Raw genomic sequence first — 23561 nt, forward strand, 5'->3', positions numbered from 1 at the left:
AAAAATAGGGATATTTTCTTTAATTTTGATCATCTATTCATTCTAATTCATTTTTGTTTTGGCACTAATCAAATCAATCTCTGGCATACGTGGTACTATCGGTGGAAAACCGGGCGAAGGTTTAAGTCCTATTGACGTCGTAACTTTTGCAGCGGCCTATGGCACCTGGTTAAAGAAAAAAGGACATCCTTCAAACTCTATCGTGTTAGGTCGTGATGCGCGTATCTCCGGAGAAATGGTCAGTTCCTTAGTGGCTAATACCTTAATCGGTTTAGGCTGGAATGTATTGGATATCGGTCTTTCTACGACCCCAACCGTTGAATTAGCGGTGCCGTGGACGAAAGCAGCAGGTGGAATTATCATCACCGCTAGCCACAATCCAGCGCAATGGAATGCCTTGAAATTATTGAATGATCGCGGAGAGTTTATTTCGGATCAGGATGGAAAAGACTTATTGACGATCGCCGAAAATCAAGATTTTGATTTCGCGGACGTGATGAAACTAGGTAAATTGACGCAAGATGATAGCTTTTTACAACAGCACGTGGATCACGTGTTAGGTTTGAGCTGGGTGAATCAACCCGTGATTGCGAAAGCGAACTTCCGTGTATTAGTCGATGCAGTGAATTCGACTGGAGGAATCGTAGTGCCTATGTTGTTGAAAGCCTTGGGGGTTCAACACGTGGATGTGATTTTTGGCGAGGCTACTGGTCATTTTGGCCATAACCCAGAACCACTTCCGGAGAATTTAACGGATATGATCTCCAAAATGAAAGGCGGAAACTACGATTTAGGTATCGTGGTGGATCCAGATGTGGATCGCCTTTGCTTTATTTCGGAGGATGGAACACCATTTGGTGAAGAATATACCTTAGTGGCGGTAGCTGAATATGTGCTTTCTGTGAAGCCTGGCAATACTGTATCCAACCTTTCTTCTACCCGCGCTTTAGCGGATGTAACCCGCAAAGCAGGTGGCGAATACTACGCGGCAGCGGTAGGAGAGGTGAATGTGGTGACTCAGATGAAAGCGGTAAACGCGATCATCGGTGGCGAAGGTAACGGAGGCGTGATCTTCCCTGAGTCGCATTACGGACGTGATTCCCTGGTGGGAATTGGATTGTTCTTGACGCATTTGGCAAACAAAGGCATTAAAGCATCTGAATTACGCGCGAGCTATCCGGCTTATGTGATTTCCAAAAACAAAATTGAATTATCTGCTGACCTGAACGTCGATTTAATCCTCGCGACGGTAGCTGAAAAATACAAGAATGAGCAGGTAAATACGATAGATGGCGTGAAAATTGACTTCCCAGATCGCTGGGTTCATTTGCGCAAATCGAATACGGAACCGATCATTCGCATTTACGCGGAGGCATCTTCGGAGGCTGATGCAGATACACTCGCTCAACAAATTATACACGTGATTGAAGAAATCGCGCAAGTTTAAATGTCAGAAAAAACACCTATTTACCTAGATAACGCGGCGACCACTCCGGTAGATCCGGCGGTTTGGGCTGAAATGCAGCCCTATTTCGAGAATTTCACCGCGAATCCCTCGTCGATTCACTCCCATGGGCGTCAAGCGAAAGTGGCCGTAGAAAAGGCGCGCAAAACGATCGCTACTTTACTTAACGCTTCGCCCTCTGAGATACTATTTACTTCTGGAGGAACGGAAGCAGATAATACCGTATTGCAATCGGCCGTTTTGCACGGTGGATGCAAAGTGATTATCACCTCCCCTTTAGAACACCACGCGGTTTTGCATACGGCGGAGGCCTGGGCGAAACTGGGTTTAGCTGAATTGAAATTAGTTCGCGTAAATCCGGATGGAGCGATTGATTTAGCGCATTTGGAAGAATTATTAGCCTCGTCTGATAAGGCGATTGTGAGTTTGATGCATGGGAACAATGAGATTGGTAATTTATTAGATTTACACGCAGTGGGAGACCTTTGCGAGCAATATGGAGCCTTATTTCATTCGGATACCGTCCAAACCATGGGCCACTACAAGCACGACGCCTCAGCCTTGAAAGTCCATTTTATGGTGGGCGCAGCGCATAAATTCCATGGCCCTAAAGGGATTGGTTTCTTGTATGCAAAGGCCGGAACGAAGTTCAGTCCGCTAATGCACGGTGGAGCGCAAGAGCGTAACCAGCGTGGAGGCACGGAAAACGTGTATGGGATGATTGGTATTGCTAAAGCCCTAGAAATGGCCTACTCCGCCATGGACGAGCATGCAACCTATATCAAAGGCTTAAAATCCTATTTCATCGAAGGTTTACAAAAACAATTCCCAGGTATTTCCTTTAATGGAGCCTCAGGGGATGTCGAAAATAGTTTGTATACGGTATTGAGCGTGCGTTTCCCATCAGTGGCAGACGGCGATATGTTGTTATTCCAATTAGATATAGAGAAGATTTCAGCTTCAGGTGGTAGCGCCTGTTCAAGCGGTACGTCTGTGGGTTCTCACGTATTGTCGGCCTTGAACCCGACAGCGACGGGTGCTGCCGTTCGTTTCTCGTTTAGCAAAAATAATACCCGAGCGGAGATCGATCGGGTATTAGAAGTATTGAAAAAAATCGTGGCCTAGTAGGCGCGAGCAAAGATCACTCTGCGGCTGGAAGGTGCTCCCGATAGGATGCATTTTCCAGCTTCTTCTTTTGCATCCAATGGAATACATCTGATAGTCGCTTTCGTTAATTCTTTGATTTTCTCTTCCGTCTCAGACGAACCATCCCAATGCGCAGAAAGGAATCCGCCGTCTTCAATTTTAGCGGTGAACTCGTCCCAGCTATTCACCTCGAACGTATTCGCTGTTCTGAAATCAAGTGCTTTTTGATAAATGCTTTTTTGGATGTCTTCCAAAGTGTCCACGATCACTTCTTCGATTCCCTCGAATGGCATACTCGTTTTCTCTCTTGTATCACGACGAGCTAATTCAATCGTCCCGTTTTCCATATCGCGGTTACCGATTGCTAAACGTACCGGAACTCCTTTTAACTCATATTCAGCGAATTTAAAGCCTGGGCTTTGATTGTCTGCGAAGTCAAACTTTACGGATACACCGCGGGATTTTAGCGCCTTCACTAAAGGATTGATGCGCGCTTTGATATTTTCTAATTGCTCTTCCCCTTTGTAGATCGGTACGATCACTACTTGAATAGGTGCTAATTTAGGAGGCAATACTAAACCTTGGTCATCTGAGTGCGCCATAATCAAGGCACCCATTAATCGGGTGGAAACACCCCAAGAGGTTCCCCACACATAATCCAATTGATTTTCCTTGTTGACAAATTTTACGTCGAAAGCTTTGGCAAAGTTTTGGCCTAAAAAGTGCGACGTTCCCGCCTGCAACGCCTTTCCATCCTGCATCATCGCTTCGATACAATAGGTTTCATCCGCTCCCGCAAAACGCTCATTCGCTGTTTTAATCCCTTTCAATACCGGCATCGCCATGAAAGTCTCTGCGAATTCTGCATACACTTCTAACATCTGCTCGGTCTCTTCGATTGCCTCTTGTTTCGTTGCATGTGCCGTGTGGCCTTCTTGCCACAAGAACTCTGCCGTACGTAAGAACAATCGCGTACGCATTTCCCAGCGCACCACGTTCGCCCATTGATTAATCAAAAGAGGCAAATCACGGTAGGATTGAATCCAGTTTTTATAAGTGGACCAAATCACCGTTTCCGACGTAGGTCTCACAATTAATTCTTCTTCTAGTTTTGCGTCTGGATCGACGATCACTCCGCCGCCATTCGGATCATTTTTTAGACGGTAGTGCGTTACGACGGCACATTCTTTAGCAAAACCCTCTACGTGTGAAGCCTCCTTCGAAAGGAACGATTTAGGGATGAAAAGGGGAAAATAGGCGTTCGTGTGGCCTGTTTCCTTAAACATATCATCTAATGCGCGCTGCATTTTTTCCCAAATGGAATAGCCATAAGGTTTAATGATCATGCAGCCTCTCACCGCAGAATTTTCGGCTAAATCTGCTCTCTTCACTAATTCGTTGTACCACTCAGAATAATTGTCTGCGCGGCTTGGTAGGGATTTACTCATAAATTATGTTAAAATCGTCATGTAATGTTCGTTTTTTCGTTTACTTTACGTTTGAAAAATGGAACGTTACAAAGATACGTTTTGTTAGGCTTTTAATTGACATCATCCGCTAAAAACCATGAAAAATCAATCCTTTGCTTACTTATTGCTTGTAGGATTTGGAATCCTTTCCAGCTGTGTGAATGTGACGAATAATTCGTATGCATCAGATGATTTATACGATGAAGCAAATCGTTCCGTTCAGATTGCCAAAGTTCAGGCCGCTAAAGCCGCTAAAGAAAAGAAATACCTCGATTTTCAAGATTTAGAGGAGGATGATGTAGAAGTGATTGAGGAAGAGGAAGGTCTAGCTCAACAATCAACCTCGCGAATTAATCCTAATTTATACGAATCAGCCTATCAACGTGGACTTTCAGATGGGTTATTTAATAGTCCTTATTTAGGATATGGCTACCGATATACACCATTCTCTTATTGGAGTCCTTCTTATTCCTTCTTCGGAAGTCCATTTAGAACATTTGGCTTAGGCATCGGGGTGTCCGCATTCAACCCATATTCATTTTACAGTCCGTTCAATGATCCGTTTAATCCGTTTTTTGATCCATTCTATCGCTCGTTCTACAGTCCTTTCTATGGTGCATTTTACAATCCTTATGGGTTTAATAATTTCTACAGAACGTATAATTACTATGGTCCTGGTGGAAATTACACAGGATATAGTGGGCAATACCAAACAGGAGATTTGAGAGAGCGTAAGAGCTTTGGGCCTCGTGAAGATCGTTCAACTAACCGAAATTCAGGTGGAAATTATACCAATTCTCCTCGCGGAGGGAATAATTCCTATAACACACAGGGAAACAATCTTCCACGTGTAAATACCCAACAAACGGAAGGTTCAGGTTCTAGCTCTCAACAATATGTGGCACCGCGCCGTAATTCAAATTACGAGTACCGTTCTGCTCCTGTAGATGGAGGTGCTCAACGTAATTATTCAACTTCTACACCATCCTACAGTAGTCCAAGCTCCGGTGGAGGATCTAGTTCCGGCGGTGGCGGAGGTGGTTCAAGTCGCGGTCCTCGTTAATTTACGATCATGAAAAAAGCTCTTTTCTTATTTTTCAGCGTACTTACGCTGAACACGGCTGTGGCCCAAATCTATACTTATCCCAGTTTAGCGAAACAGTTTTCCACTAGCTATTCCTTGGGCACGGCGCGTATGCAGGCCTTAGGTGGTGCGAATACGGCGTTAGGGGCTGACTTGAGTTCCATTACTGGAAACCCAGCTGGTCTAGGTTTGTATACTCGTTCTGAGGTAAATATGAGTTTGGCCTATACCGGGGTTCAAACCAAGTCGACCTATTTAAGTACTTCCAATGTGGCATCAGAAAATCAAATCCAAATGCCTACGCTAGGAATGGTTATTTCTAGTAATAACTTAAGTGGAGGGGATTGGCATGGATCATTGGGGTTTGGTTATTCTCGTCAAGCTATTTTTATTCAACCCATTCAAATTTCTGGTACAAATAACCGTAGTTCTTTGTTAGATAACTTTATCGAAAAGGCGAATGATAAAGGAGCCACAGGTGCGAGTTTAGATGACGAATATGATTCCTATTCTGGGACGGCTTCATCTGCTGAGGCTTTGGCCTATCAAACCTATCTAATCAATCCGAATGCTGCTTCTGGAGGTGCTCCATTTGAGCGTTTTCAGCCTTTATTACCCACAAATCAATATGGATCAGCTACTAACACGGGCGCATTAACATCCTGGGATTTTGCCTATGGCGCGTCCTATCGAGATAAGTTCTACTTAGGAGCGGGTTTGCATTTTTCTAAAATAACGGCCAGTTCTTCGACTACTTGGGAAGATGAATTTGTAGGGGCTAAAAATGTGGCAGGATTTCAATATGCAGAGACCTTATTAACTTCTGGATCTGGTATTGCCATCAGCTTAGGTGGAATTTATAAAGTCAATCCTTCGCTTCGTTTGTCTCTAGCTTTTAGAAGTCCAACTTATTATGACCAAATGAATGAGACATACGATGCACGTTTGTCCCCAAACGTCATTGGAATTCCGGCTATTGGTTCCACCGGAAATCCAATAACGATCACCAAGGTGAATCCGATGCGCTTAACGACAAATGAATTCACCTATCAATTATTAAGCCCAATGAAAGTTTCAGGTGGTTTCGCCTTTTTCTTTTTGAAGAAAGGATTCTTAACAGCGGATGTGGAATATGTGGGATACGGTGGAATGAAAGTTTATTCTGCAGAATTAGGTGGTTCAGCTAATCAAGCTTTTCAGTCGAAGTACAATGGTCAAATCTCCCGCAATTTTGAAGGTGCTTTGAATCTTAAAGTAGGATTTGAAATTCGTGTTTCTCCCTCTTTAAGTATTAGAAGTGGCGCGGCGATGTTTGGAAGTGGATATGCCCAAAGCTATGACACCATCGATCGCAATGCTTTTCAATTCTCTGGAGGAATTGGCTACCGTAAATCGAACTTCTACTTGGATTTAACAGCTATTCAGCGTACGCAAAAGGATGCTTATACGCCATATACCCTAAAAAATACAGCTGATTATAGTTCGGCTACGGTAGATCTAACGTCCACACAATTGATGCTGGGAGGAGGAATCTACTTCTAAACGGGTAAGTATTGGTCTAACAGCCAAAGTAGCTGGCTAACGGTGATTTCTCCGTCTACTTGAACATCAGCTTGCTGATAAAAAGGTAAGCGCTCCTCGAAGGTTTTTTTGATGGAGGCGATCACCACTTCTTCACTTTGGGTCTTATCTAACAAAGGACGGTTGTTACCTTGTGCTTTGTATAAACGCTTCGCTAAATCATTTACATCTACGTTTAGGAATACACTGACGCCATTTTGCTTAATGAAGTCCATATTGTCATGAAAGCAAGGTACCCCGCCACCCGTTGCAATCACCATCGATTGATCCGGTTGAAAACCTCGAAGGGTCTTTTTTTCTATTTCGCGGAAATGCGCCTCACCAAAATTCGAAAAAATCTCAGACACTGTCTTCTGTTCACGGGTCTCAATCAACTTATCCATGTCCATGAAGGAGTAACCAATATTCTTTGCTAATTCTTTCCCTAAGGTACTTTTACCCGAGGAGGGCATTCCTACTAAATAGATATTCTTCATTCTGGTTTTATTCTAGGCTTTGTTGAATCTCATCCGCGGAGGGTAGGGCATAGGAAGACCATTTTCCTTTGACCGTTCCATCTTTTACTAGCCACAATCCTGGACTAGAGCGAACGATTGTTTTGAGTATTTTCGTATCGGCAGAAAGCGCCGGGAACGCTAATTGGTATTTATGACGTAACGCGTTGACCTCCGCATCTGGTGAGGCTGAAACTAACCAAACGGTGATGTTTTTCAAACCTTTCGTTAGCTGTTCAATTTGCGGTAAAGCTCCCTCATTCATGTGGTGAATGTTTGGGATAATGACCATCAATTTCGCCCTTTTAAAGCTTTCTTGCGTATAATTAGTCGTATCTCCCTCAGCCCACAATTGATAATCAGTAATTAGTGGTCTAGCCTCTTTTTCATTCGTCGCCTGCATCGAGATGAATTGGGCTGTCGTGTCAGTAGGCATCTCGGTTAGAGATGTCTCAACACCTTTGATTTTGTACACGTAGGAGAATTTTAAAGGCTCCCGTTCTTTCATATTCGTGGGAATATGATCGCCTACCGCATACGGTAATCCATCGCTGATAGGGAGGTGGAAATAGCAGAAGGTACCTAGTGCAAAGCTAGCGATGGCTGTTATTGCTACCCATTTACCCGTTTTTCGATCTTCCGGTTTCTTTGCAATCAGTAAGATGGCCGTCAAGACAAGCAAGAAAATATCTTTTCCGAAAGACGTCCAGGGAGTTAATTTGATCGTTTCTCCAAAACATCCACAGTCCGTTACCTTGTTGAAATAGGCCGAATAGAAAGTCAGGAATCCAAAGAAAGCGAGGATTCCTACAAAGGCATATAAGGTCTGTTTGATGCGGTAATTTAGGGCAAGTGCTACCGCTAAAACGATTTCTAAGCTACTTAATAGGATGGATAGTATGAGCGCATAGGGAATCCAAAACTTCCAAAAGCCCGCCATAAACGCGAAGTCTACCGAGAATACCTCGAAGTATTCTTCTAGCTTTAGTTGGGTTCCGATTGGGTCGTTCAATTTAATGAGACCTGAGAAGATGAAAATCCCCACCAATAAAATCTTCGCGATTTTGGTCATTATTGCTGTTGTTGCTGCTGTTGCTCGCCTTTCAATGTGATCAAGCAGAACACGGCGTAATTAAGCATGTCTTGGTAATTAGCTTCCACGCCCTCTGAAACCAATGTTTTACCATCATTGTTTTCGATTTGTTTTGTACGGAAAATCTTCATCAGAATTAAATCCGTCATACTGCTGATGCGCATATCCCGCCAAGCCTCGCCGTAATCGTGGTTTTTATTGCGCAATAATTCTAAGGTGATTTCTACTTGCTCATCGTATATACGGCCTAGTTCCTCTGGTGCAAATTCCATTTGGTCAGATCCTTCAAGCGATTTTTGAATCAGCGCGATGATGCAATAGTTGATGATTCCAATGAATTCTCCTTCGATGCCATCCTCGATTTTTTGCGCACCTTTTTCTTGGATACTGCGAATGCGTTGAGCTTTGATGAAGATTTGGTCAGTTAAGCTAGGTAGTCGTAAAATTCTCCATGAAGTACCGTAATCTTTGTTTTTTTTATCAAACAAGGCTTTGCAGAATGAAATTACTTGGCGATATTCGATTTCGGTTTGGGAAGGCGTTGAGTCCCTATTCATAGATACAGTTTTTAGACGATGCTCACGTTTTTATAGCCTACAAAATTATTTAAATTATCCTAAATTCACTCGATTTGGACGCTCTTTTTTCCACAAGTCAAACAATCCGTTTAAATGGGCAATTGCTTGATTTTTCGAAGCCGCAAATCATGGGAATTTTAAACATCACCCCCGACTCCTTTTTTGAAGGTAGTCGTGTATCGTCTGTAGAATTAGCCTTGAAACAGGCATCTTCCATGATCGCTGCCGGTGCTTTGATTTTGGATATCGGCGGACATTCGACTAGGCCTGGAGCAGCACCAGTGAGTCCAGAGGAAGAAATAGATCGGGTTTGTCCTATAATTTCTGCTATTTCCGCGGCATATCCATCTGTTATAATTTCAATAGATACTTACCGTGTTGCGGTTGCGAAGGCAGCTATGGCGGCTGGTGCCCATCTGTTTAATGATATTGGTGCTGGTCAAATGGACGAAGGAGTGTTCGATTACATCGTTGAAAATCAAGTTCCCTATATTCTCAGTCATAGTGTAGGGCGTTTCGAGCAAGTGCACGAAGTGCCAAACTATCAAAATGTCGTGGCAGAAGTATTACACGATTTATTGCCCAAAGTCCAAGAGCTACGTTCGCGCGGCTTCAAGGATTTGATTGTGGATCCCGGTTTTGGATTCTCTAAATCATTGGATCATAATTATAAACTTTTGGCTCATCTCCGCTCATTCAAATTACTAGGCGCTCCCATCTTAGCAGGCTTGTCGCGTAAGACGATGATTTGGAAAGAATTAGGCATTTCTGCGGATGAGGCTTTGAATGGATCATCGGTATTGCATACGGTTGCCTTATTGCAAGGTGCTTCCATTTTGCGCGTGCACGATGTAAAGGAGGCCAAAGAAACCATACAATTAGTTCACAAACTTCAACAAAATGGCATATCCCATTTATTATAAAGGTGCTTGGCAAGATCCTGAACAGGTGACTGTGTCGGTTAAGGATGTCGGTTTCTTACGTGGTTTTGGCATCTTCGATTTCTTCCGTATTATGGATGGGCATCCCATCTTTATGTCCGATCATTTGGATCGTTTTTTGAGTTCGGCTTCGAAAATGGGTTTGTCACATAGTTACTCGAAGGAATCGCTGGCTGCGTTAATTAATGAGATCGCGGCGCTTTCCGTCGATCCTTGTCTAGGAGTGAAATTGGTTTTAACGGCCGGCTTCAGTTTAAATGGATTTGATCCGATAGGGGAATCTGAATTGTATATTTTTCCTGGGGTTTTCTCTTTTGCAGAGCCTACCGCCGGTATGCGTTTAATGAGTCGAGAATACAAGCGTGAAATGGCGGATATCAAATCACTGAATTATGCCTACGCTTTAAGGGAAATGCCAGCGGTTCGTGCCGCCGGAGGCGATGATTTGATTTACCATACTCCTGAGTTTGGTGTCTCAGAGTCCTCGCGGTCTAATTTGTTTTACGTCAAAGACGGAGTCATTCATACGCCTGCAGATCATATTTTAGAGGGTATTACCCGTAAAATGGTGATTGCCTTAGCTTCCTCGGTTTACGAAGTTCGAGTGGGTAAATGTACTTTAGCAGATTTTATGAACGCTGATGAAGTCTTCACCACCGGGAGTACAAAGCGCGTCTTGCCTATTTTCTCCATTGATGGAAAACAGATAGGAGATGGGAAAAGGGGTGAGGTGACGGAGAGGCTGTATCAGCTTTTGCTAGTAAATGAGAAATGATGGTAAATGGTAAGTGGTAAATGGTGAATGATCATTTACCATTCACCATTCATCATTCACCATTTATTTTGGCCTAAAAGCCTTCATATTCTCCTCCCTACACACTAAAAAAGGTCCACCAATTAGATCGATGCAATAAGGAATCGCTGGGAAAACAGCCTCTAAGCATTGTCTAATGGCTTTTGGTTTTCCTGGTAAATTCAAGATTAAGGTTTGGTTGCGAATGCCCGCTGTTTGACGGCTAAGGATCGCGGTAGGAACGTATTGCAAGCTTACAGAGCGCATTAATTCCCCGAAACCTGGCATCATCTTTTGACATACTGCCTCAGTTGCTTCAGGAGTGACATCGCGTAAAGCGGGGCCAGTTCCACCTGTTGTTACCAATAGGCAAACTTCCTCAGACATTTCGATCATCTTGGCCTCGAGTTGATCTTGTTCGTCAGGTACGACGGCGTATACTACCTCAAAATCGGATTCCAGGTATTCTTTTAATAATTCCACTACGGCCTTGCCTGGAATATCTTCGTAGATACCCGCGCTAGCCCGGTCAGACACATTAATTACGCCTATTTTGATCATTCTTTTTAGGTAATTTAAGTTTTTTCTCCATCGGGATCGGCTCGTCTAATAGATCACGAATGACGATGGATGCGACTACACCTCCAAAGGCAGCTGGTAAATAAGAGATAGTTCCGTAAGCAGACTTTTTGAAGTTGCTTCCGTCTGTTAGGATAAGCGATTCGTCTTTGACTTTTTCCAAAGAAAAAACGGTCTTAATCCCTTTGCCTACACCCATTTTACGAATGCGTTTGCGGACTAAAGAAGCTAAATAGCATTCACGGGTATCAAATAAATCAGCTGTTCTGATTTTAGTAGGATCCATTTTGCCCCCAGCCCCCATAGAGCTAGCGATTTTAAATCCTAGGTCGTAAGCCGTTTTTAGTAAAGTGACTTTAGGCGTTACAGAGTCGATACAGTCCATGACGTAATCGAATTTATTTGTCTCAAGCAAGTTCTTCGCTTCTTCTGGGCTTAAAAATTGCTCGATGGCCGTTAGTTCGAGTGCGGGGTTGATGGCTCGTAAGCGTTCGGCCATAATTTGGGCTTTGGAAACCCCATGGTTAGTCGCTAAAGCAGGTAATTGTCTATTGCGATTCGTTGGATCTACCACGTCTCCATCGACAATCGTCATTCGGCCTACGCCAGAACGTGCGATGAATTCTGCGGCAAAGGAGCCTACGCCCCCTAATCCGACTACTAAAACGTGTGATTTTTGTAATTTATCGATCCCTTCCGGTCCGATCAAGAGTTCAGAGCGGCTTAGCCAGCTTAGATCATTGTTTGGCATAATTAGGATATTTCTTCCTTGATTTGATAATTCGTCGTCTTATCTGAGTTCGTAATCAATAACTCCCCGATAAATCCCGCTAAAAAGAGCTGTACGCCCAATATGATAGCAACAAGTGCTAAAAAGAATAGTGGATTATCTGTGACGTTGCGGTACTTTAAATTATAAGCAATGTTATACAATTTAACACCGATTAGATAAATCGTTAAGCATGACCCCGTTAAAAAAGATAGGATACCGAGGCTTCCAAATAAGTGCATCGGGCGTTTCCCAAAAATCTGCACAAATGAAATCGATAATAGATCCAAGAAACCATACAGGAAGCGCTCTAAACCAAATTTAGTCACACCATACTTGCGCGCCTGGTGTTGAACTACCTTCTCGCCAATCTTCGTAAATCCGTTCCATTTCGCTTGAACGGGTATGTAGCGGTGCATTTCACCATACAGACGTAAGGTTTTCACCACCTCAATTTTATAAGCTTTTAAGCCGCAATTGAAGTCGTGCAAATGTACGCCAGACAATTTACGGGTTGCTGCATTGTATAATTTAGTGGGAATTGTCTTAGAAATAGGATCGAATCGCTTCTGCTTCCAGCCTGAAATGAGGTCGTAGTTTTCTTCAGTAATTAAGCGATACAATTCAGGAATTTCGTCTGGTGAATCCTGTAAATCAGCATCCATGGTGATCACTACTTGACCGGATGCCTTGCTGAATCCTTCGTGAAGAGCTGCCGATTTACCATAATTACGCGCAAAAGAGATAGCTAAAATCGTGCTGTATTGCGTGGATAATTGCTTTAAAACCTCCCAAGAATTGTCGTTGCTGCCATCGTTTACGAAGATCATCTCGTAAGAAAACGCATTTTCTTTCATCACTCGATCGATCCAAGAACATAGTTCTGGAAGCGATTCGGCTTCGTTATAAAGAGGTACTACGATGGATAGCTGTAACATACGAGCAAAAATACAAAATAATTATGAAGGAAAGATGATATAATAGGGTCTTAATAATTCGATGAATGCTGGGCTGTATTCGCCTAGGTCAGTTTTGATATTTATTCTCTTGTGATTAATGGGACTTTTTTCTCTCGAACCGCAGGCCATTACGCGTAATACGGGACTAGAGGGGTTGGAATGGATGGTTACTTTTTCATGGATGAAGAGCCCATTTGCCTGTAGCGATTGTTCGAATAAGGCCAAAACATCAGCCGGATACAGCACGGCAAATTCTCCCTCTTTAGTAAGTAATCGATCAATCGAGGCAGCTAAATCAGCCGGGCTCAAATGATCCGCGTGAATCGCCATATGTTTTGCTTCATCGGAAGCTGCGAGATGATTCGTGAAAAAGGGAGGGTTGGAGCAGATAAAGTCGAATTTTTCTTCAGGATTATAATTGCTGACATCTGTGAGGATTACCTGCAGGCGCTCTTTGAATGGACTATTATTGAAATTTTCAGCCGCCACATTGGCCACTTCTGGATGAATTTCGAGAGCTTTCACAGTACAGTTGCGATTTGTTTGTGTTAGCATTGAGGCTAGCAAGCCGCAACCCGTTCCAATATCAAGGCAATGGCCTCGTGCCTTCAGAGAAGACCAAGCGCCAAAAAGACAAGCCTCCGTACTAATCTTCAATCCCGGATTACCGTGATTTAGCGAAAATTGTTTGAACTCAAATGTGGATCTATTTTCGGCCATAATCTGCCGGATTTTCGCCCCAGTCCTCGGTTTCCCACTTCAGGACTTTGGTCGAATAATGATTGCTTTTTAACCAAGCGATAGCATTATCCACCATTTGGAATAATTCTTCAGTCCTGGCATTGCGCTCAAGGTTGGTTTTGATGGCTCGATTTCTAACCCAAGCAATGGCCGTTCTCGAATCTGAATACAAAGGGTAAGGACAATCTAATTTCTTTAGATACGCTAGGCCATGCACAATCGCTAAAAACTCACCTAAGTTAACGGTGCCTTTAGGGAAAGGACCACGCGCAAATAAGACTTCTTTTGTTTCAGTGTTTACTCCTTGGTATTCCAGTTTACCTGGATTTCCAGCGCAGGCGGCATCTACCGAGATGCTGGGTGTAATAATTTTAGCCGCGTTTAAACGAGGTGTTTTCGTCTTAGAAGCAGGAGATACGCTGGCCCAATAATTCTTTTTCGCCGCGCTTTCAGCTTCGGATTTGGACTCAAAAGATTTGTATTGTGCCCCCGCGAAGCCTTTGATATTCTTCTCGGTCTCCGCCCAGGAATCAAAGATTCCGGTTTGATGACCTGCCCAAATCACATAATATTTTTGTTTTTTGGCCATCTACATCAAACGTGATTTAAAGATTTTAATCGCGATTGCAATCAAAATTACCCCGAAAATCTTGCGCAAAATCTGCGTTCCTGCATTGCCTAATTTTTTCTCAATCCAGACACTAGAACGCAAAACGATGTAAATGAAAACGAGGTTAATGAAGATACTGATAATGATGTTTTCCTCTTCGAATTGTGACTTCAAGGAAATCAAAGTCGTCATCGTACCCGCTCCAGCGATGATAGGGAAGGCTAATGGTACGATGGAATGCGTATTAGTCTCGATTTCTTCACTCTTAAAGATGTTGCGCCCTAAGGTCATTTCCATACCGATCAAGAAAATGATCAAGGCTCCCGCCATTGCGAAGGAATTCGTGTCTACTCCCAATAAATGCAATATGAATTTGCCCGCATAAAAGAATCCCACCATAATTATGCCGGATGCTAAAGTCGCCTGTCCAGGATGGATGTCTCCATTCTTTTTGCGCAATTCGATGATGATAGGGATTGAACCTAAAATATCAATGACAGAAAAAAGAATTAAGGAAGCCGAGAGGATCTCTTTGGAGTTAAAGTTCATATTTTATGGTTTGGATGAGTGTTTCAATATCTTCAAACGTATGGCTAGGGAAGTTCGCGATGCGGAAACTAGTTTCTTTCCATTTTCCATAGCCTTTTCCTAGTTCTATGTCTTTAATTAGGCATAGCTGGTGTAATTGTTTAATCTTTTCAGGTGCTCCTGTTAACGCCAAAACCGTTGGTAAACGCAAGGCTGGGTTTTCAATTAAATAGCTAAACTCCGTTTCATTATCCCAGAAATCTGTCCATACTTTCATTTTTGCCAAAGTCGCACTATGCGTTTCTGATAGGGATGGCAGCTGCTGAGTCAATCGGTAAATTAGGTAAATGCTCAACACATTAGGTGTCATTTGCGTTTGAAACAAACGTCTGTTTTCTTCCAAAAACAAAACGTCATTATAATGCGTCGCACGATTTAATTCTTTTGCTCTAGCTAATGCCTTAGGAGAACAAATCAGCATACCCATTCCAGCTGGAATTCCAATGCATTTCTGTACCGATGCTAACCAAACATCAGCCTCATTCCATGGTAATTCGATGCCGCCCATCGAAGAAGTGGCATCCACAGCAATGAGAGCATCATCAGCTAGTTGATAATCTGCACGGCGTATTTGTTGACCGGTTCCGTTTGACGTTTCACTTTGGACTAAACATAGTGTGTCCCCTTGAATTGGTCCTATCTGAAGGCTTATTTCAGCAAGGCTTTGGTCTAGGGAGAATTCAATAGATTCCGCTACCGAAGAAGCATAATGGGCCCATTTTTTGCCAAAAGCACCATTATAGAGGTGGGTAGACTTTTCTCTTACGAGGGACTGAATGACGATTTCCCAGGCCTCTGTGGCGGATGAAACGAAATAGATGTTATAATTTGAAGGAATATTCCATTTCTGATGAAGCACTTCAAATGTAGCTTCGAGTAGCTTTTCGAAACGCTCACTTCGGTGATTGATACTGACAATACCCTGCTCAAAAGCCTCTTGAATGTATCCAAGGGCCTCTGGATGAACCTTAGAGGGGCCAGGGTAGAAGGATAACATCGGTTAAATGAAGGAATAAAGGCCTAATTCATAACCTCTAAGTCCGAAACCCACAATGATTCCCTTTGCTTTAGGGCTTAAATAACTGTGGTGTCGGAAATCTTCCCTTGCGTGAACATTCGATATATGAATCTCAATGACGGGTGTTTTGATGGCTGCCACGGCATCGCCTAAAGCTACTGAAGTGTGCGTATAACCACCCGCATTGAATAAAATACCGTCGTAGCTAAAGCCTACTTCGTGTAATTTATTAATTAATGCACCTTCTTCATTGGATTGAAAATAAGAGATGTCTAATTGATCGCCGAATTTATCTTGTAAGATTTCCAAAAACTGTTCGAACGTCTGTGCACCATATATTTCTGGTTCACGTGTGCCTAATAAATTCAAATTAGGACCATTCAGGATCAATATTTTCTTTCTTACCATATTAATAAGGGGACATGCGGTGTAAAAATACGTAATTACTTTAAATTTACGGGATTCATAGCATAAAATGTATATGTGGGAGACAGAAATCCAGTCTTTTGGTGATTACTTAAAAATAGAGCGTGGACTGTCTAAGCATTCCCACGAAGCCTATTTGCGAGATATCCAAAAGCTGGCGACCTATCTATCCGTTTCTCCCATTTTGATTAGTGAGGTTGATGAATCCCATATTTTGGCTTTCCTAAAAGACCTACACTCCTTAGGCATCGAGGCAAGTACACAATCGCGTACCTTATCTGGTATCCGTGCCTTTTTTCAATTTCTCGTGTTCGATGGCACGCTAAAAGCGGACCCCACCTTTCACGTGAAAAATCCCCAAATGGGACGCAAATTACCTGACACCCTTTCTTTCGACGAGATCACAGCCATTCTCGATGAAGCAGACTTGTCTAGTCCAGAGGGAGTTCGCAATCGGGCCATGCTTGAATTTTTGTATGGAGCGGGATTACGTGTTTCGGAACTGATTGGCCTAAAAAGAGAAGATATATACGAAGATCAAGGCTTCATCAAAGTCCGTGGAAAGGGTGACAAAGAACGCCTAGTCCCAGCAGGTCGCGATGCATTTAAGTATTTGAATCTGTATTTGGAATCAGTTAGACCTTCTGTACCTGTCAAAAAAGACGCCACTCATTTAGTCTTCCTAAATCGCCGTGGTTCCGGCTTGAGTCGTGTGATGGTTTTCTTGATTTGTAAAGACCTTGCCGCGAAAGCAGGCATCACTAAAGTGATTAGTCCCCATACTTTTCGACACTCATTTGCAACGCATTTAATTGAAGGCGGAGCAGATTTACGTGCCGTTCAAGAGATGTTAGGGCACGAATCGATTTTAACGACGGAGATTTATACGCACTTAGATCGGGCTTATTTGACGCAGATGGTGCAGGATTTTCATCCTTTTTCCAAAATAGATAAGAGATTATAGAGTGTAGAGTAGAGATAAATAACCCTATCTATACTCTCTACTCTATTATCTAGAATCTTTACTCTCTAATCTCCGACCCCTCCTCTGGAAAAGGGATAAACACAAAATTCGTAAACTGTCCATCTACAACAAAAAGACACGCGAATTCTTCGATGTCTTTGAAGTTTTGGACAAATAGTTCCATATTTTCTTCTGCGATGAGTTTGCGCTGCACAAATTCTTCCATCATGGAGGCGTGGTAATTCCACTTGTTTTCGTGCAATTCGCCTACGCCAATCAGTTTTTGGCCGATTTCGATGGGGCGTTGGGAAGTTACAAAGATGGGGAAATCGGAGAAGCCACGCTTTTTGATTTGGTAAGCTGCTTCTTTCAAGGCATCCGCTACTTTGATGAAATCAGAAGAGATTAGGCCTAAATATTTCCCGTTTAAGTCCGGGGAATTAGGTGCATTGGAAAGGGCTGTGTAATCTTCGATCATGTTAACTCTTACTTAGTAATAATAATTGGATGTCTTTAACTGGTTTGTTGAATAATTTTCCAGTGCTTGGTTGCGTAACGAAGCCTTTATAGCAGAATACACCTTTCATAAAGGATTTTCCTTGCCAAAGCATTTCTTCCACTCCCCCTGTCTTTCCCGCTTTCAAGATGAAGGAAGTCATCAGGTTGCTCATGGCTAAACTAGCGGTGTGAGCCACCAGGGAGGGTATATTGGGTACACAGAAATGAGTTACGCCATATTTCTCGAATGTTGGCTTTTGAATCGTGCAAGGCTCTGAAGTCTCAAAACAGCCGCCTTGGTCAATACATACATCCAGGATTAATGTTCCCGGATTCAGTTTACTGACCATTTCCTCTGTCACGATGCAAGGAGTAATTCCACTATCTGAACGCAAGGCTCCTACAATAATTTGGGCTTCTTGCAAAGCTTTTGCCAGATTTTCTGAGTCAATTACCTGCGTGACGATAGGAAAACCAAGCGCCGCTTTTAGGCGTTGCAACTTATAAATGTCTTTATCGAATACTTGGAACTGAATACCAGCGCTCGCTGCCGCTCGCGCCACTTGCTCCACCACCTGACCCGCACCTAAAAGCACCAGATTGCATGGTGGGACGCCTGTTACATGTCCTAACAGCAAACCTTTTTTCTTTTGAATCAAATCGGTGGCAATTGGCAAAATCAATTGGCCAGCAATTTCAGCCATGATTTTAATGAAAGGAAAGCCGCCGCCATTGTCTTCGACGAATTCGAGGCCGATGGCCAAAAGTTTTTTTGCATTCATCGCATCGATTAACTCGGAGGATAAATGCTGGTAAGAGGCACTAGAAATAAAGGCCTGACCTTCTTTCATTCGCGCGATTTCAGCGATGGTAGGAGGGGTAATCTTTAACGTCAACGCACTTTGCCAAATCATCGCCACATCCTCACTCACACTTGCTCCGGCTAATAAATAGTCTGAATCGCTGAAACCTGCACGTTCTCCCGCGCCTTTTTCAATCACAATTTCGTGGCCATTATTGGTTAATAATGCAACGGCTTGCGGGCTCAGAGATATACGGTTTTCGTTCGGGTCGGATTCCTTAGGTAGACTGATGCGGATGCTTTGGGCATTCTGCTTCGTCCAGGCCATCGCCTCTAAAGGGGCAATTCCTTGCTTCGAAAGTAAGTCCTGAAAGGGATTGTGCTCTAATATCTTCGCCATACAACTTCTAATTTACGGTGCGCGTCATCGACGTGGGAGACGTTTAGTTCCAAATGTTCAAAGGTCCAAAACTCCTCCGCCTGCTCCGGCCACTCCACCAGACACAAGTGTCCAGAGTCTAAATATTCTTCTAATCCGATGTCAAAAGCTTCTTGTGCGTTCTTCAATCGGTATAAATCAAAATGGTACACGGGATTTCCTTTGCCATCCACATATTCATTTACTAATGAAAAAGTGGGGCTTTGGACAGATTGTGCGACCCCTAATTGCTGGCAAATTTCCTTAATTAAAGTCGTTTTTCCTGCCCCCATTTCTCCTCGAAACAACCACACATTCGGGTAGTCTTTTGTCTCGCGAATGAGGCTAGCGGCTATTTCAGGCAGTTCCGTGATGCTGTATTTATCCCAGGGTCTCATAGTTCGATGTCCCCTAATTGTGGTCTGATGAGTATTTCTTCTAAAACAGTCGATGGATTCATCGTATATGCCGAGTAAATCGTCGATGCGACATCGTCCGCGGGTATAAAGCGCGACTCTGGCAATTCCACTCCATCCCAAGCTGGTGTTAAAGTGGCTCCAGGTAAAATGGCTGTTACTTTAATTCCTTGCAATTTCGTTTCCTCACGCAAAACCTTAGTGAAGCCCAACAAGGCAAACTTACTAATGCAATACGATCCACCCGCAGTATAAGCCGTGATGGATGCCGTAGAGCAGATGGTGAAAATGTGACCTGATTTTTGGGCCTGTAAAGTAGGTAAAAAGGCACGTGTCAAATGATACGCACTGTATAAATTAGCCTCGATTTGACGCTCTAAAACGCCATCTTCTTCGTTCTGGATTTGACCCGGCATAAAAAATCCGGCATTATTGATTAGGACATCGATGGTTTTGGTTTGGCCTAAAACCCATTCTGCAAAATTCTGGCACTGCTTTTTGTCGCTTAAATCTGCGACGAAGGTGTGTAATAAAGGCGAATTGAACTCAGCAGATAGCTCCTTTAATTTCTCTCCCGTTCGCGAACACGTATACACGGTAAATCCTTCCAAAAGGAATTTTTTCACTAACGCTTTGCCAATTCCTTGGCTACCCCCACTAATTATTGCCGTTTTGTTCATTATCTTTGATAAATATCGATGTGTAATATACCAATCAGATGTCAAAATTAGGCAAATATTTAATCTTCCTGGGAAAGCTTTTTACAAATCCAGAAAAATTTCGGGTTTATCTCGCCTTGACGTTTCAGGAATGTGTGGACATCGGTATTAATTCGATCTTGATTGTAGCGATTGTCTCCTCCTTTTTAGGAGCTGTGACTTGCGTGCAAACCGCAGCAAATATGGATAATCCCTTCGTTCCTCAATACATTATCAGCTTAATTGTTCGGGATTCGACCATTTTAGAGATGGGGCCTACAATTACTTGTGTCGTATTAGCTGGTAAAATTGGTTCTAACATTGCTGGTCAATTAGGGACGATGCGCATTACAGAACAAATTGATGCTCTAGAAGTGATGGGGATTAACTCTCGGTCTTATTTAGTATTACCTAAAATCATTGCCGCAATGATTACTTTCCCCATGTTGGTGACCCTAGCTTGTTTTTTGGCCATCTACGGAGGCTATTTAGCCGGTTGGTTAACAGGATCGATTTCTCCACAGGAATACATCAAAGGATTACAATTCCAATTCAAAGGAAACTATATGATTTTTGCATTGACGAAATCAGTGGTATTTGCCTTTTTAATTGTAACGATTTCGGCGTTTAAAGGATTCTACACGAAAGGTGGTGCTTACGAAGTAGGGACAGCAAGTACCGCTGCGGTAACCAATTCGTGTATTGCGATTTTGATTGCAGATTATCTTTTGGCCCAATTATTAGTCGGCTAAATTCTCTCAATAAATACGTTGGTAGTTAATAGCGAGCTTGCAGAGCCTCTGTAGGATCCGTAAACGGGTGTGATTTCCTCAGGCAAACAAGACGCGGCTAATGGAATATGGTTTCCTGAAACGACCTCGTGCTGCGTCGGATCATAGCCCCTCCAGCCACCACCTGGCAAATAAACCTCCACCCAGGCATGTAAATGATGTGTCTGATTAGGCACATCAACAGGTGCGACTCCAATATAATAACCCGAAACAAATCTTGTAGCTAAGCCCATCGCGCGACACAGCGCGGAAAACAAGACCGCATAATCCCGGCAAGAACCCTTGCGGTTAATCAGGGTGAATTCGGGAGTATTCGGATTTCCTTCTTCTCGAATCTCATAAGCAAAATTCGTAAAGATGAATTCATTTAAGGCAGAAAGATAGGCTGAGGTGCTGTATTTTACGCCTGAGGCAATTTGGCGTGCCATTTGTTCTACATTCGGAGTAACACCCTCTAAACCTAAATAGGGGCTGAGCGTTTTTTGGTAGGAACGAGAATAAGTGATGGGTAATGTTTTACTCTCGAAAGGGAAGTAGACGAAGTCAAATGGATTGAACTCGGTTGTCTCTACCGTCGCCTTCATTTCTATTTCTAGAAAATTTGTCGGCTCCTTGAAGAATAGGATATTTTGAATGTTACCTTCTGGATCCAAGTTTTTTGAAATTTGAACCGGGCTAGGATGAATGTCTAATTGGAAATCTTGAACTGTTAATAGGGCACTTTTACGCGGATGTAAATAGAGGACGTGCGGGTCTAAGGTGACCGATTCACTATATTCATACCGAAGTTTATGCTGAATGCGCGCGATCATTTCGTAGGCGAAATTAAATCTTTCATCCAACCTTCTTCGATTCCTTCGAGGGATTTACGCAATGCTTCATTCCAATCGTCGGAAATCTTTTGCATATCTTCCTTGTAGAGTCTGATTTCTTTGGCCTTGAAACTATTCTTTTCGTAAACGACCACATCAATAGGGAAGTCCACATCATTGGCACTTACTTGGGTAGCATCAAAGGACAAGAAGCCCATTTTTAAGGCGTCTTTTAGCGAAGTTTCGTTGGTTAAATTGCGGTTTAATAAGGGCTTGCCGTAATTGGAGTTACCAATTATCTGGTATTTTAGACCATCATTAATTTCAATCCAATTGCCTTCTGGGAAGATTAAAAAAAGTTTGTGTTCGTTGTCTTTGGGCATTTGTCCACCTACAATCGCGTGTAAATTAAAAGCGTAGCCTTCTTTTTCTAGGGTTTCGCGATCTTCAGCAGCTACTTGTTTTAGTTTTTGGCCAAAGGAAGTAGCCGCCTGAAACATATAATCGTAGCTTTCTTCCTCATCCTCAATGGCTTGATTGAAATAGGTGACGGCTTTATCGCGTACAGAGCGCAATCCTGCTGTCATAATGAAAAGCGAATGATCTTTAATCTCGTGAATGGAGATTTTCTTATTCGAATATACTTCATTACCTGCAGTAATACGCGTGTCTGCAATCGCAATCAATCCTTCTTTAACGGTAATTCCTAAACAATAAGTCATATGATGATGGTGGCAAATGGGAGCGCAATATTACATTAATTTTAACAAATAGCCGGCCTAGTTGACCGGCTTTAAGTCAAAATAAGTGTTGTGTATTGTTTGTCCGATGTCGTTGTTCGAGGTTTGAAAAGCATCTAAAAACTGGTGCAATCCCGTAGTAAGTATGTCGTCAATCTCTGTGAATTGTACTTCAGAAAGGATCTTGGATAGTTTTTTCTCCGCTAAATTCGAGTAGCCGTGGTCAAAAGAAGTTCCGGAAATAGCATAAAGCGATTGTTCTGCTTCGGTTAAACAATGGACCACCGATCGCGGAAACCCTTTGTCCAAGATCAAAAATTCCACAATATTCGTGGGATTCACCACTTTGTATTGCTGGCGGAACATATTGTAGGCAGAAACCGATTTCAAAACCGAAGACCATAATAACAGATCTAAAGGAGAACCCACTGCGTCCACATTAGGTAAAAGGGTAAAATATTTAACATCTAAAAAACGTGTCGTTTTGTCTGCCCGTTCGAGTAATTTTCCTAACTGACCAAAATGCCAGCCTTCGCCACGGGTAATCGTCGAATCGACAATGCCATAAAACAACTGACTTCCGGATTTGATTTCCTCTAAAAATCCTTGGTAGCGGGCTAATTCCCAGCTTTTGCTTCCTTCTACGCGGTCCTTTACTTTCCAGTAGATTTGGTTTACATATTCCCACATTTCCTTCGAAATACTTTCGCGAATGGTGCGGGCATTCTCACGTGCTGAATACAGACAAGAAAGAATCGAGTTCGGATTATTGACATCGAAGGTCATGAAATACAAAACGTTCTCACGGTTTGCTTCGGGGTAATGTTCGAAGAAATTGTAATGATCGGCCGTGGCCACGATCAAGGGCTCCCATTGTTCCGGGACATTCGGGGGTAAATCGAGGGCAAGATTAAAATTCACCGAGATGAAGCGGGCATAATTGTCAGCTCTCTCGATGTACCGATTCATCCAATAAATGGAATTGGCTACACGACTTAACATAGGCTATAAATTTTTCTAAAATGCTTGATATCTTAAAATTAGGATTTTTTTTCAGAGTGCGGCATCAGCCCGTCCTTTTTTGTATT

The 23561-nt window shown here is 42.9% G+C and carries 27 protein-coding genes; 8 read left to right on the forward strand and 19 right to left on the reverse strand.

The window, feature by feature from the left end:
- Positions 1-58: 58 nt before the first annotated feature.
- Positions 59-1447 carry a phosphoglucosamine mutase gene (glmM, locus tag G9X62_RS03665; RefSeq protein ID WP_223131451.1) on the forward strand — a complete coding sequence of 463 codons (1389 nt, stop codon included), beginning with the start codon at positions 59-61 and terminating at the stop codon, positions 1445-1447.
- Positions 1448-2590 carry a cysteine desulfurase family protein gene (locus G9X62_RS03670; RefSeq protein WP_223131452.1) on the forward strand — a complete coding sequence of 381 codons (1143 nt, stop codon included), beginning with the start codon at positions 1448-1450 and terminating at the stop codon, positions 2588-2590.
- Here the strand turns inward: G9X62_RS03670 and proS are convergent.
- Positions 2587-4059: a proline--tRNA ligase gene (proS, locus tag G9X62_RS03675; protein ID WP_223131453.1), complete on the reverse strand. Its 1473-nt coding sequence runs from the start codon at positions 4057-4059 to the stop codon at positions 2587-2589. The genes G9X62_RS03670 and proS overlap by 4 nt on opposite strands.
- A 118-nt stretch (positions 4060-4177) precedes the next feature.
- On the opposite strand from proS, the gene G9X62_RS03680 reads away from it, so the two are divergent.
- The gene (locus G9X62_RS03680) at positions 4178-5143 is read left to right on the forward strand and encodes a hypothetical protein (RefSeq protein ID WP_223131454.1); all 966 of its coding nucleotides are present in this window, start codon (positions 4178-4180) and stop codon (positions 5141-5143) included.
- Positions 5144-5152: 9 nt separating this feature from the next.
- Positions 5153-6706, forward strand: coding sequence for a hypothetical protein (locus G9X62_RS03685; RefSeq protein WP_223131455.1), 1554 nt, complete (start codon positions 5153-5155; stop codon positions 6704-6706).
- Here G9X62_RS03685 and G9X62_RS03690 read toward each other — a convergent pair.
- From G9X62_RS03690 to G9X62_RS03700, 3 genes are read right to left on the reverse strand one after another with little or no spacing between them, the layout of a single operon-like run.
- Positions 6703-7221, reverse strand: a complete 519-nt coding sequence (locus G9X62_RS03690; RefSeq protein WP_223131456.1) for a shikimate kinase — start codon at positions 7219-7221, stop codon at positions 6703-6705. The two genes, G9X62_RS03685 and G9X62_RS03690, sit on opposite strands and share 4 nt — an antisense overlap.
- Before the next feature lie 7 nt (positions 7222-7228).
- Positions 7229-8311 carry a BT_3928 family protein gene (locus G9X62_RS03695; protein WP_223131457.1) on the reverse strand — a complete coding sequence of 361 codons (1083 nt, stop codon included), beginning with the start codon at positions 8309-8311 and terminating at the stop codon, positions 7229-7231.
- A complete protein-coding gene (locus tag G9X62_RS03700; protein WP_223131458.1) occupies positions 8311-8889 on the reverse strand; it encodes a DUF1599 domain-containing protein in 579 nt (192 codons plus the stop codon). The genes G9X62_RS03695 and G9X62_RS03700 overlap by 1 nt, the downstream gene beginning before the upstream one ends.
- Positions 8890-9038: 149 nt before the next feature.
- Between G9X62_RS03700 and folP the strand changes: the two genes are divergently transcribed.
- Positions 9039-9833 carry a dihydropteroate synthase gene (gene folP, locus G9X62_RS03705; RefSeq protein WP_223131459.1) on the forward strand — a complete coding sequence of 265 codons (795 nt, stop codon included), beginning with the start codon at positions 9039-9041 and terminating at the stop codon, positions 9831-9833.
- Positions 9811-10626 carry an aminotransferase class IV gene (locus G9X62_RS03710; RefSeq protein ID WP_223131460.1) on the forward strand — a complete coding sequence of 272 codons (816 nt, stop codon included), beginning with the start codon at positions 9811-9813 and terminating at the stop codon, positions 10624-10626. Before folP ends, G9X62_RS03710 begins: the two co-directional genes overlap by 23 nt.
- A gap of 63 nt (positions 10627-10689) precedes the next feature.
- Here G9X62_RS03710 and mog read toward each other — a convergent pair whose 3' ends face one another.
- Genes mog through aroQ form a run of 8 tightly spaced genes read right to left on the reverse strand, consistent with a single transcriptional unit; the run spans position 10690 to position 16316 of the window.
- Positions 10690-11205 carry a molybdopterin adenylyltransferase gene (gene mog, locus G9X62_RS03715; RefSeq protein WP_223131461.1) on the reverse strand — a complete coding sequence of 172 codons (516 nt, stop codon included), beginning with the start codon at positions 11203-11205 and terminating at the stop codon, positions 10690-10692.
- Positions 11183-11974 (reverse strand): tRNA threonylcarbamoyladenosine dehydratase, encoded by a 792-nt coding sequence (locus G9X62_RS03720; protein WP_223131462.1) that lies wholly within the window; start codon positions 11972-11974, stop codon positions 11183-11185. The genes mog and G9X62_RS03720 overlap by 23 nt, the downstream gene beginning before the upstream one ends.
- A 2-nt stretch (positions 11975-11976) precedes the next feature.
- Positions 11977-12930 (reverse strand): glycosyltransferase family 2 protein, encoded by a 954-nt coding sequence (locus G9X62_RS03725; protein ID WP_223131463.1) that lies wholly within the window; start codon positions 12928-12930, stop codon positions 11977-11979.
- A 21-nt stretch (positions 12931-12951) separates the two neighbouring features.
- A complete protein-coding gene (locus tag G9X62_RS03730; protein ID WP_223131464.1) occupies positions 12952-13671 on the reverse strand; it encodes a tRNA1(Val) (adenine(37)-N6)-methyltransferase in 720 nt (239 codons plus the stop codon).
- Positions 13658-14281, reverse strand: a complete 624-nt coding sequence (locus tag G9X62_RS03735) for a ribonuclease H1 domain-containing protein (RefSeq protein ID WP_223131465.1) — start codon at positions 14279-14281, stop codon at positions 13658-13660. Before G9X62_RS03735 ends, G9X62_RS03730 begins: the two co-directional genes overlap by 14 nt.
- Positions 14282-14851, reverse strand: coding sequence for a MarC family protein (locus G9X62_RS03740; protein WP_223131466.1), 570 nt, complete (start codon positions 14849-14851; stop codon positions 14282-14284).
- Entirely contained in the window at positions 14841-15887 is a 1047-nt protein-coding gene (locus G9X62_RS03745) for an aminotransferase class V-fold PLP-dependent enzyme (RefSeq protein WP_223131467.1), read from the reverse strand. Before G9X62_RS03745 ends, G9X62_RS03740 begins: the two co-directional genes overlap by 11 nt.
- A 3-nt stretch (positions 15888-15890) precedes the next feature.
- Complete coding sequence (gene aroQ, locus G9X62_RS03750) at positions 15891-16316, reverse strand: type II 3-dehydroquinate dehydratase (protein WP_223131468.1); 426 nt, start codon at positions 16314-16316, stop codon at positions 15891-15893.
- A 73-nt stretch (positions 16317-16389) separates the two neighbouring features.
- On the opposite strand from aroQ, the gene xerD reads away from it, so the two are divergent.
- Positions 16390-17298 carry a site-specific tyrosine recombinase XerD gene (gene xerD, locus G9X62_RS03755; RefSeq protein WP_223131469.1) on the forward strand — a complete coding sequence of 303 codons (909 nt, stop codon included), beginning with the start codon at positions 16390-16392 and terminating at the stop codon, positions 17296-17298.
- 58 nt (positions 17299-17356) lie between these two features.
- Here xerD and G9X62_RS03760 read toward each other — a convergent pair whose 3' ends face one another.
- From G9X62_RS03760 to G9X62_RS03775, 4 genes are read right to left on the reverse strand one after another with little or no spacing between them, the layout of a single operon-like run.
- Positions 17357-17776 carry a hypothetical protein gene (locus G9X62_RS03760; protein ID WP_223131470.1) on the reverse strand — a complete coding sequence of 140 codons (420 nt, stop codon included), beginning with the start codon at positions 17774-17776 and terminating at the stop codon, positions 17357-17359.
- A 1-nt stretch (position 17777) separates the two neighbouring features.
- Positions 17778-18998, reverse strand: a complete 1221-nt coding sequence (locus G9X62_RS03765) for an alanine dehydrogenase (protein ID WP_223131471.1) — start codon at positions 18996-18998, stop codon at positions 17778-17780.
- Positions 18983-19414, reverse strand: coding sequence for a tRNA (adenosine(37)-N6)-threonylcarbamoyltransferase complex ATPase subunit type 1 TsaE (tsaE, locus tag G9X62_RS03770; RefSeq protein WP_223131472.1), 432 nt, complete (start codon positions 19412-19414; stop codon positions 18983-18985). Before tsaE ends, G9X62_RS03765 begins: the two co-directional genes overlap by 16 nt.
- Positions 19411-20112 (reverse strand): SDR family oxidoreductase, encoded by a 702-nt coding sequence (locus G9X62_RS03775; protein WP_223131473.1) that lies wholly within the window; start codon positions 20110-20112, stop codon positions 19411-19413. The genes tsaE and G9X62_RS03775 overlap by 4 nt, the downstream gene beginning before the upstream one ends.
- Before the next feature lie 38 nt (positions 20113-20150).
- On the opposite strand from G9X62_RS03775, the gene G9X62_RS03780 reads away from it, so the two are divergent.
- Positions 20151-20882 carry an MlaE family ABC transporter permease gene (locus tag G9X62_RS03780; protein ID WP_223131474.1) on the forward strand — a complete coding sequence of 244 codons (732 nt, stop codon included), beginning with the start codon at positions 20151-20153 and terminating at the stop codon, positions 20880-20882.
- Here G9X62_RS03780 and G9X62_RS03785 read toward each other — a convergent pair.
- The 3 genes from G9X62_RS03785 to G9X62_RS03795 are packed head-to-tail and all read right to left on the reverse strand — an operon-like array spanning position 20879 to position 23475.
- The gene (locus G9X62_RS03785; RefSeq protein ID WP_223131475.1) at positions 20879-21733 is read right to left on the reverse strand and encodes a transglutaminase family protein; all 855 of its coding nucleotides are present in this window, start codon (positions 21731-21733) and stop codon (positions 20879-20881) included. The two genes, G9X62_RS03780 and G9X62_RS03785, sit on opposite strands and share 4 nt — an antisense overlap.
- Positions 21730-22455: a peptidase gene (locus G9X62_RS03790; protein ID WP_223131476.1), complete on the reverse strand. Its 726-nt coding sequence runs from the start codon at positions 22453-22455 to the stop codon at positions 21730-21732. Before G9X62_RS03790 ends, G9X62_RS03785 begins: the two co-directional genes overlap by 4 nt.
- Positions 22456-22512: 57 nt before the next feature.
- Complete coding sequence (locus G9X62_RS03795; protein ID WP_223131477.1) at positions 22513-23475, reverse strand: alpha-E domain-containing protein; 963 nt, start codon at positions 23473-23475, stop codon at positions 22513-22515.
- Between the last annotated feature and the right edge of the window lie 86 nt (positions 23476-23561).

Origin of the sequence: Aquirufa lenticrescens (assembly GCF_019916085.1) — a bacterium.
GTDB lineage: Bacteria > Bacteroidota > Bacteroidia > Cytophagales > Spirosomataceae > Aquirufa > Aquirufa lenticrescens.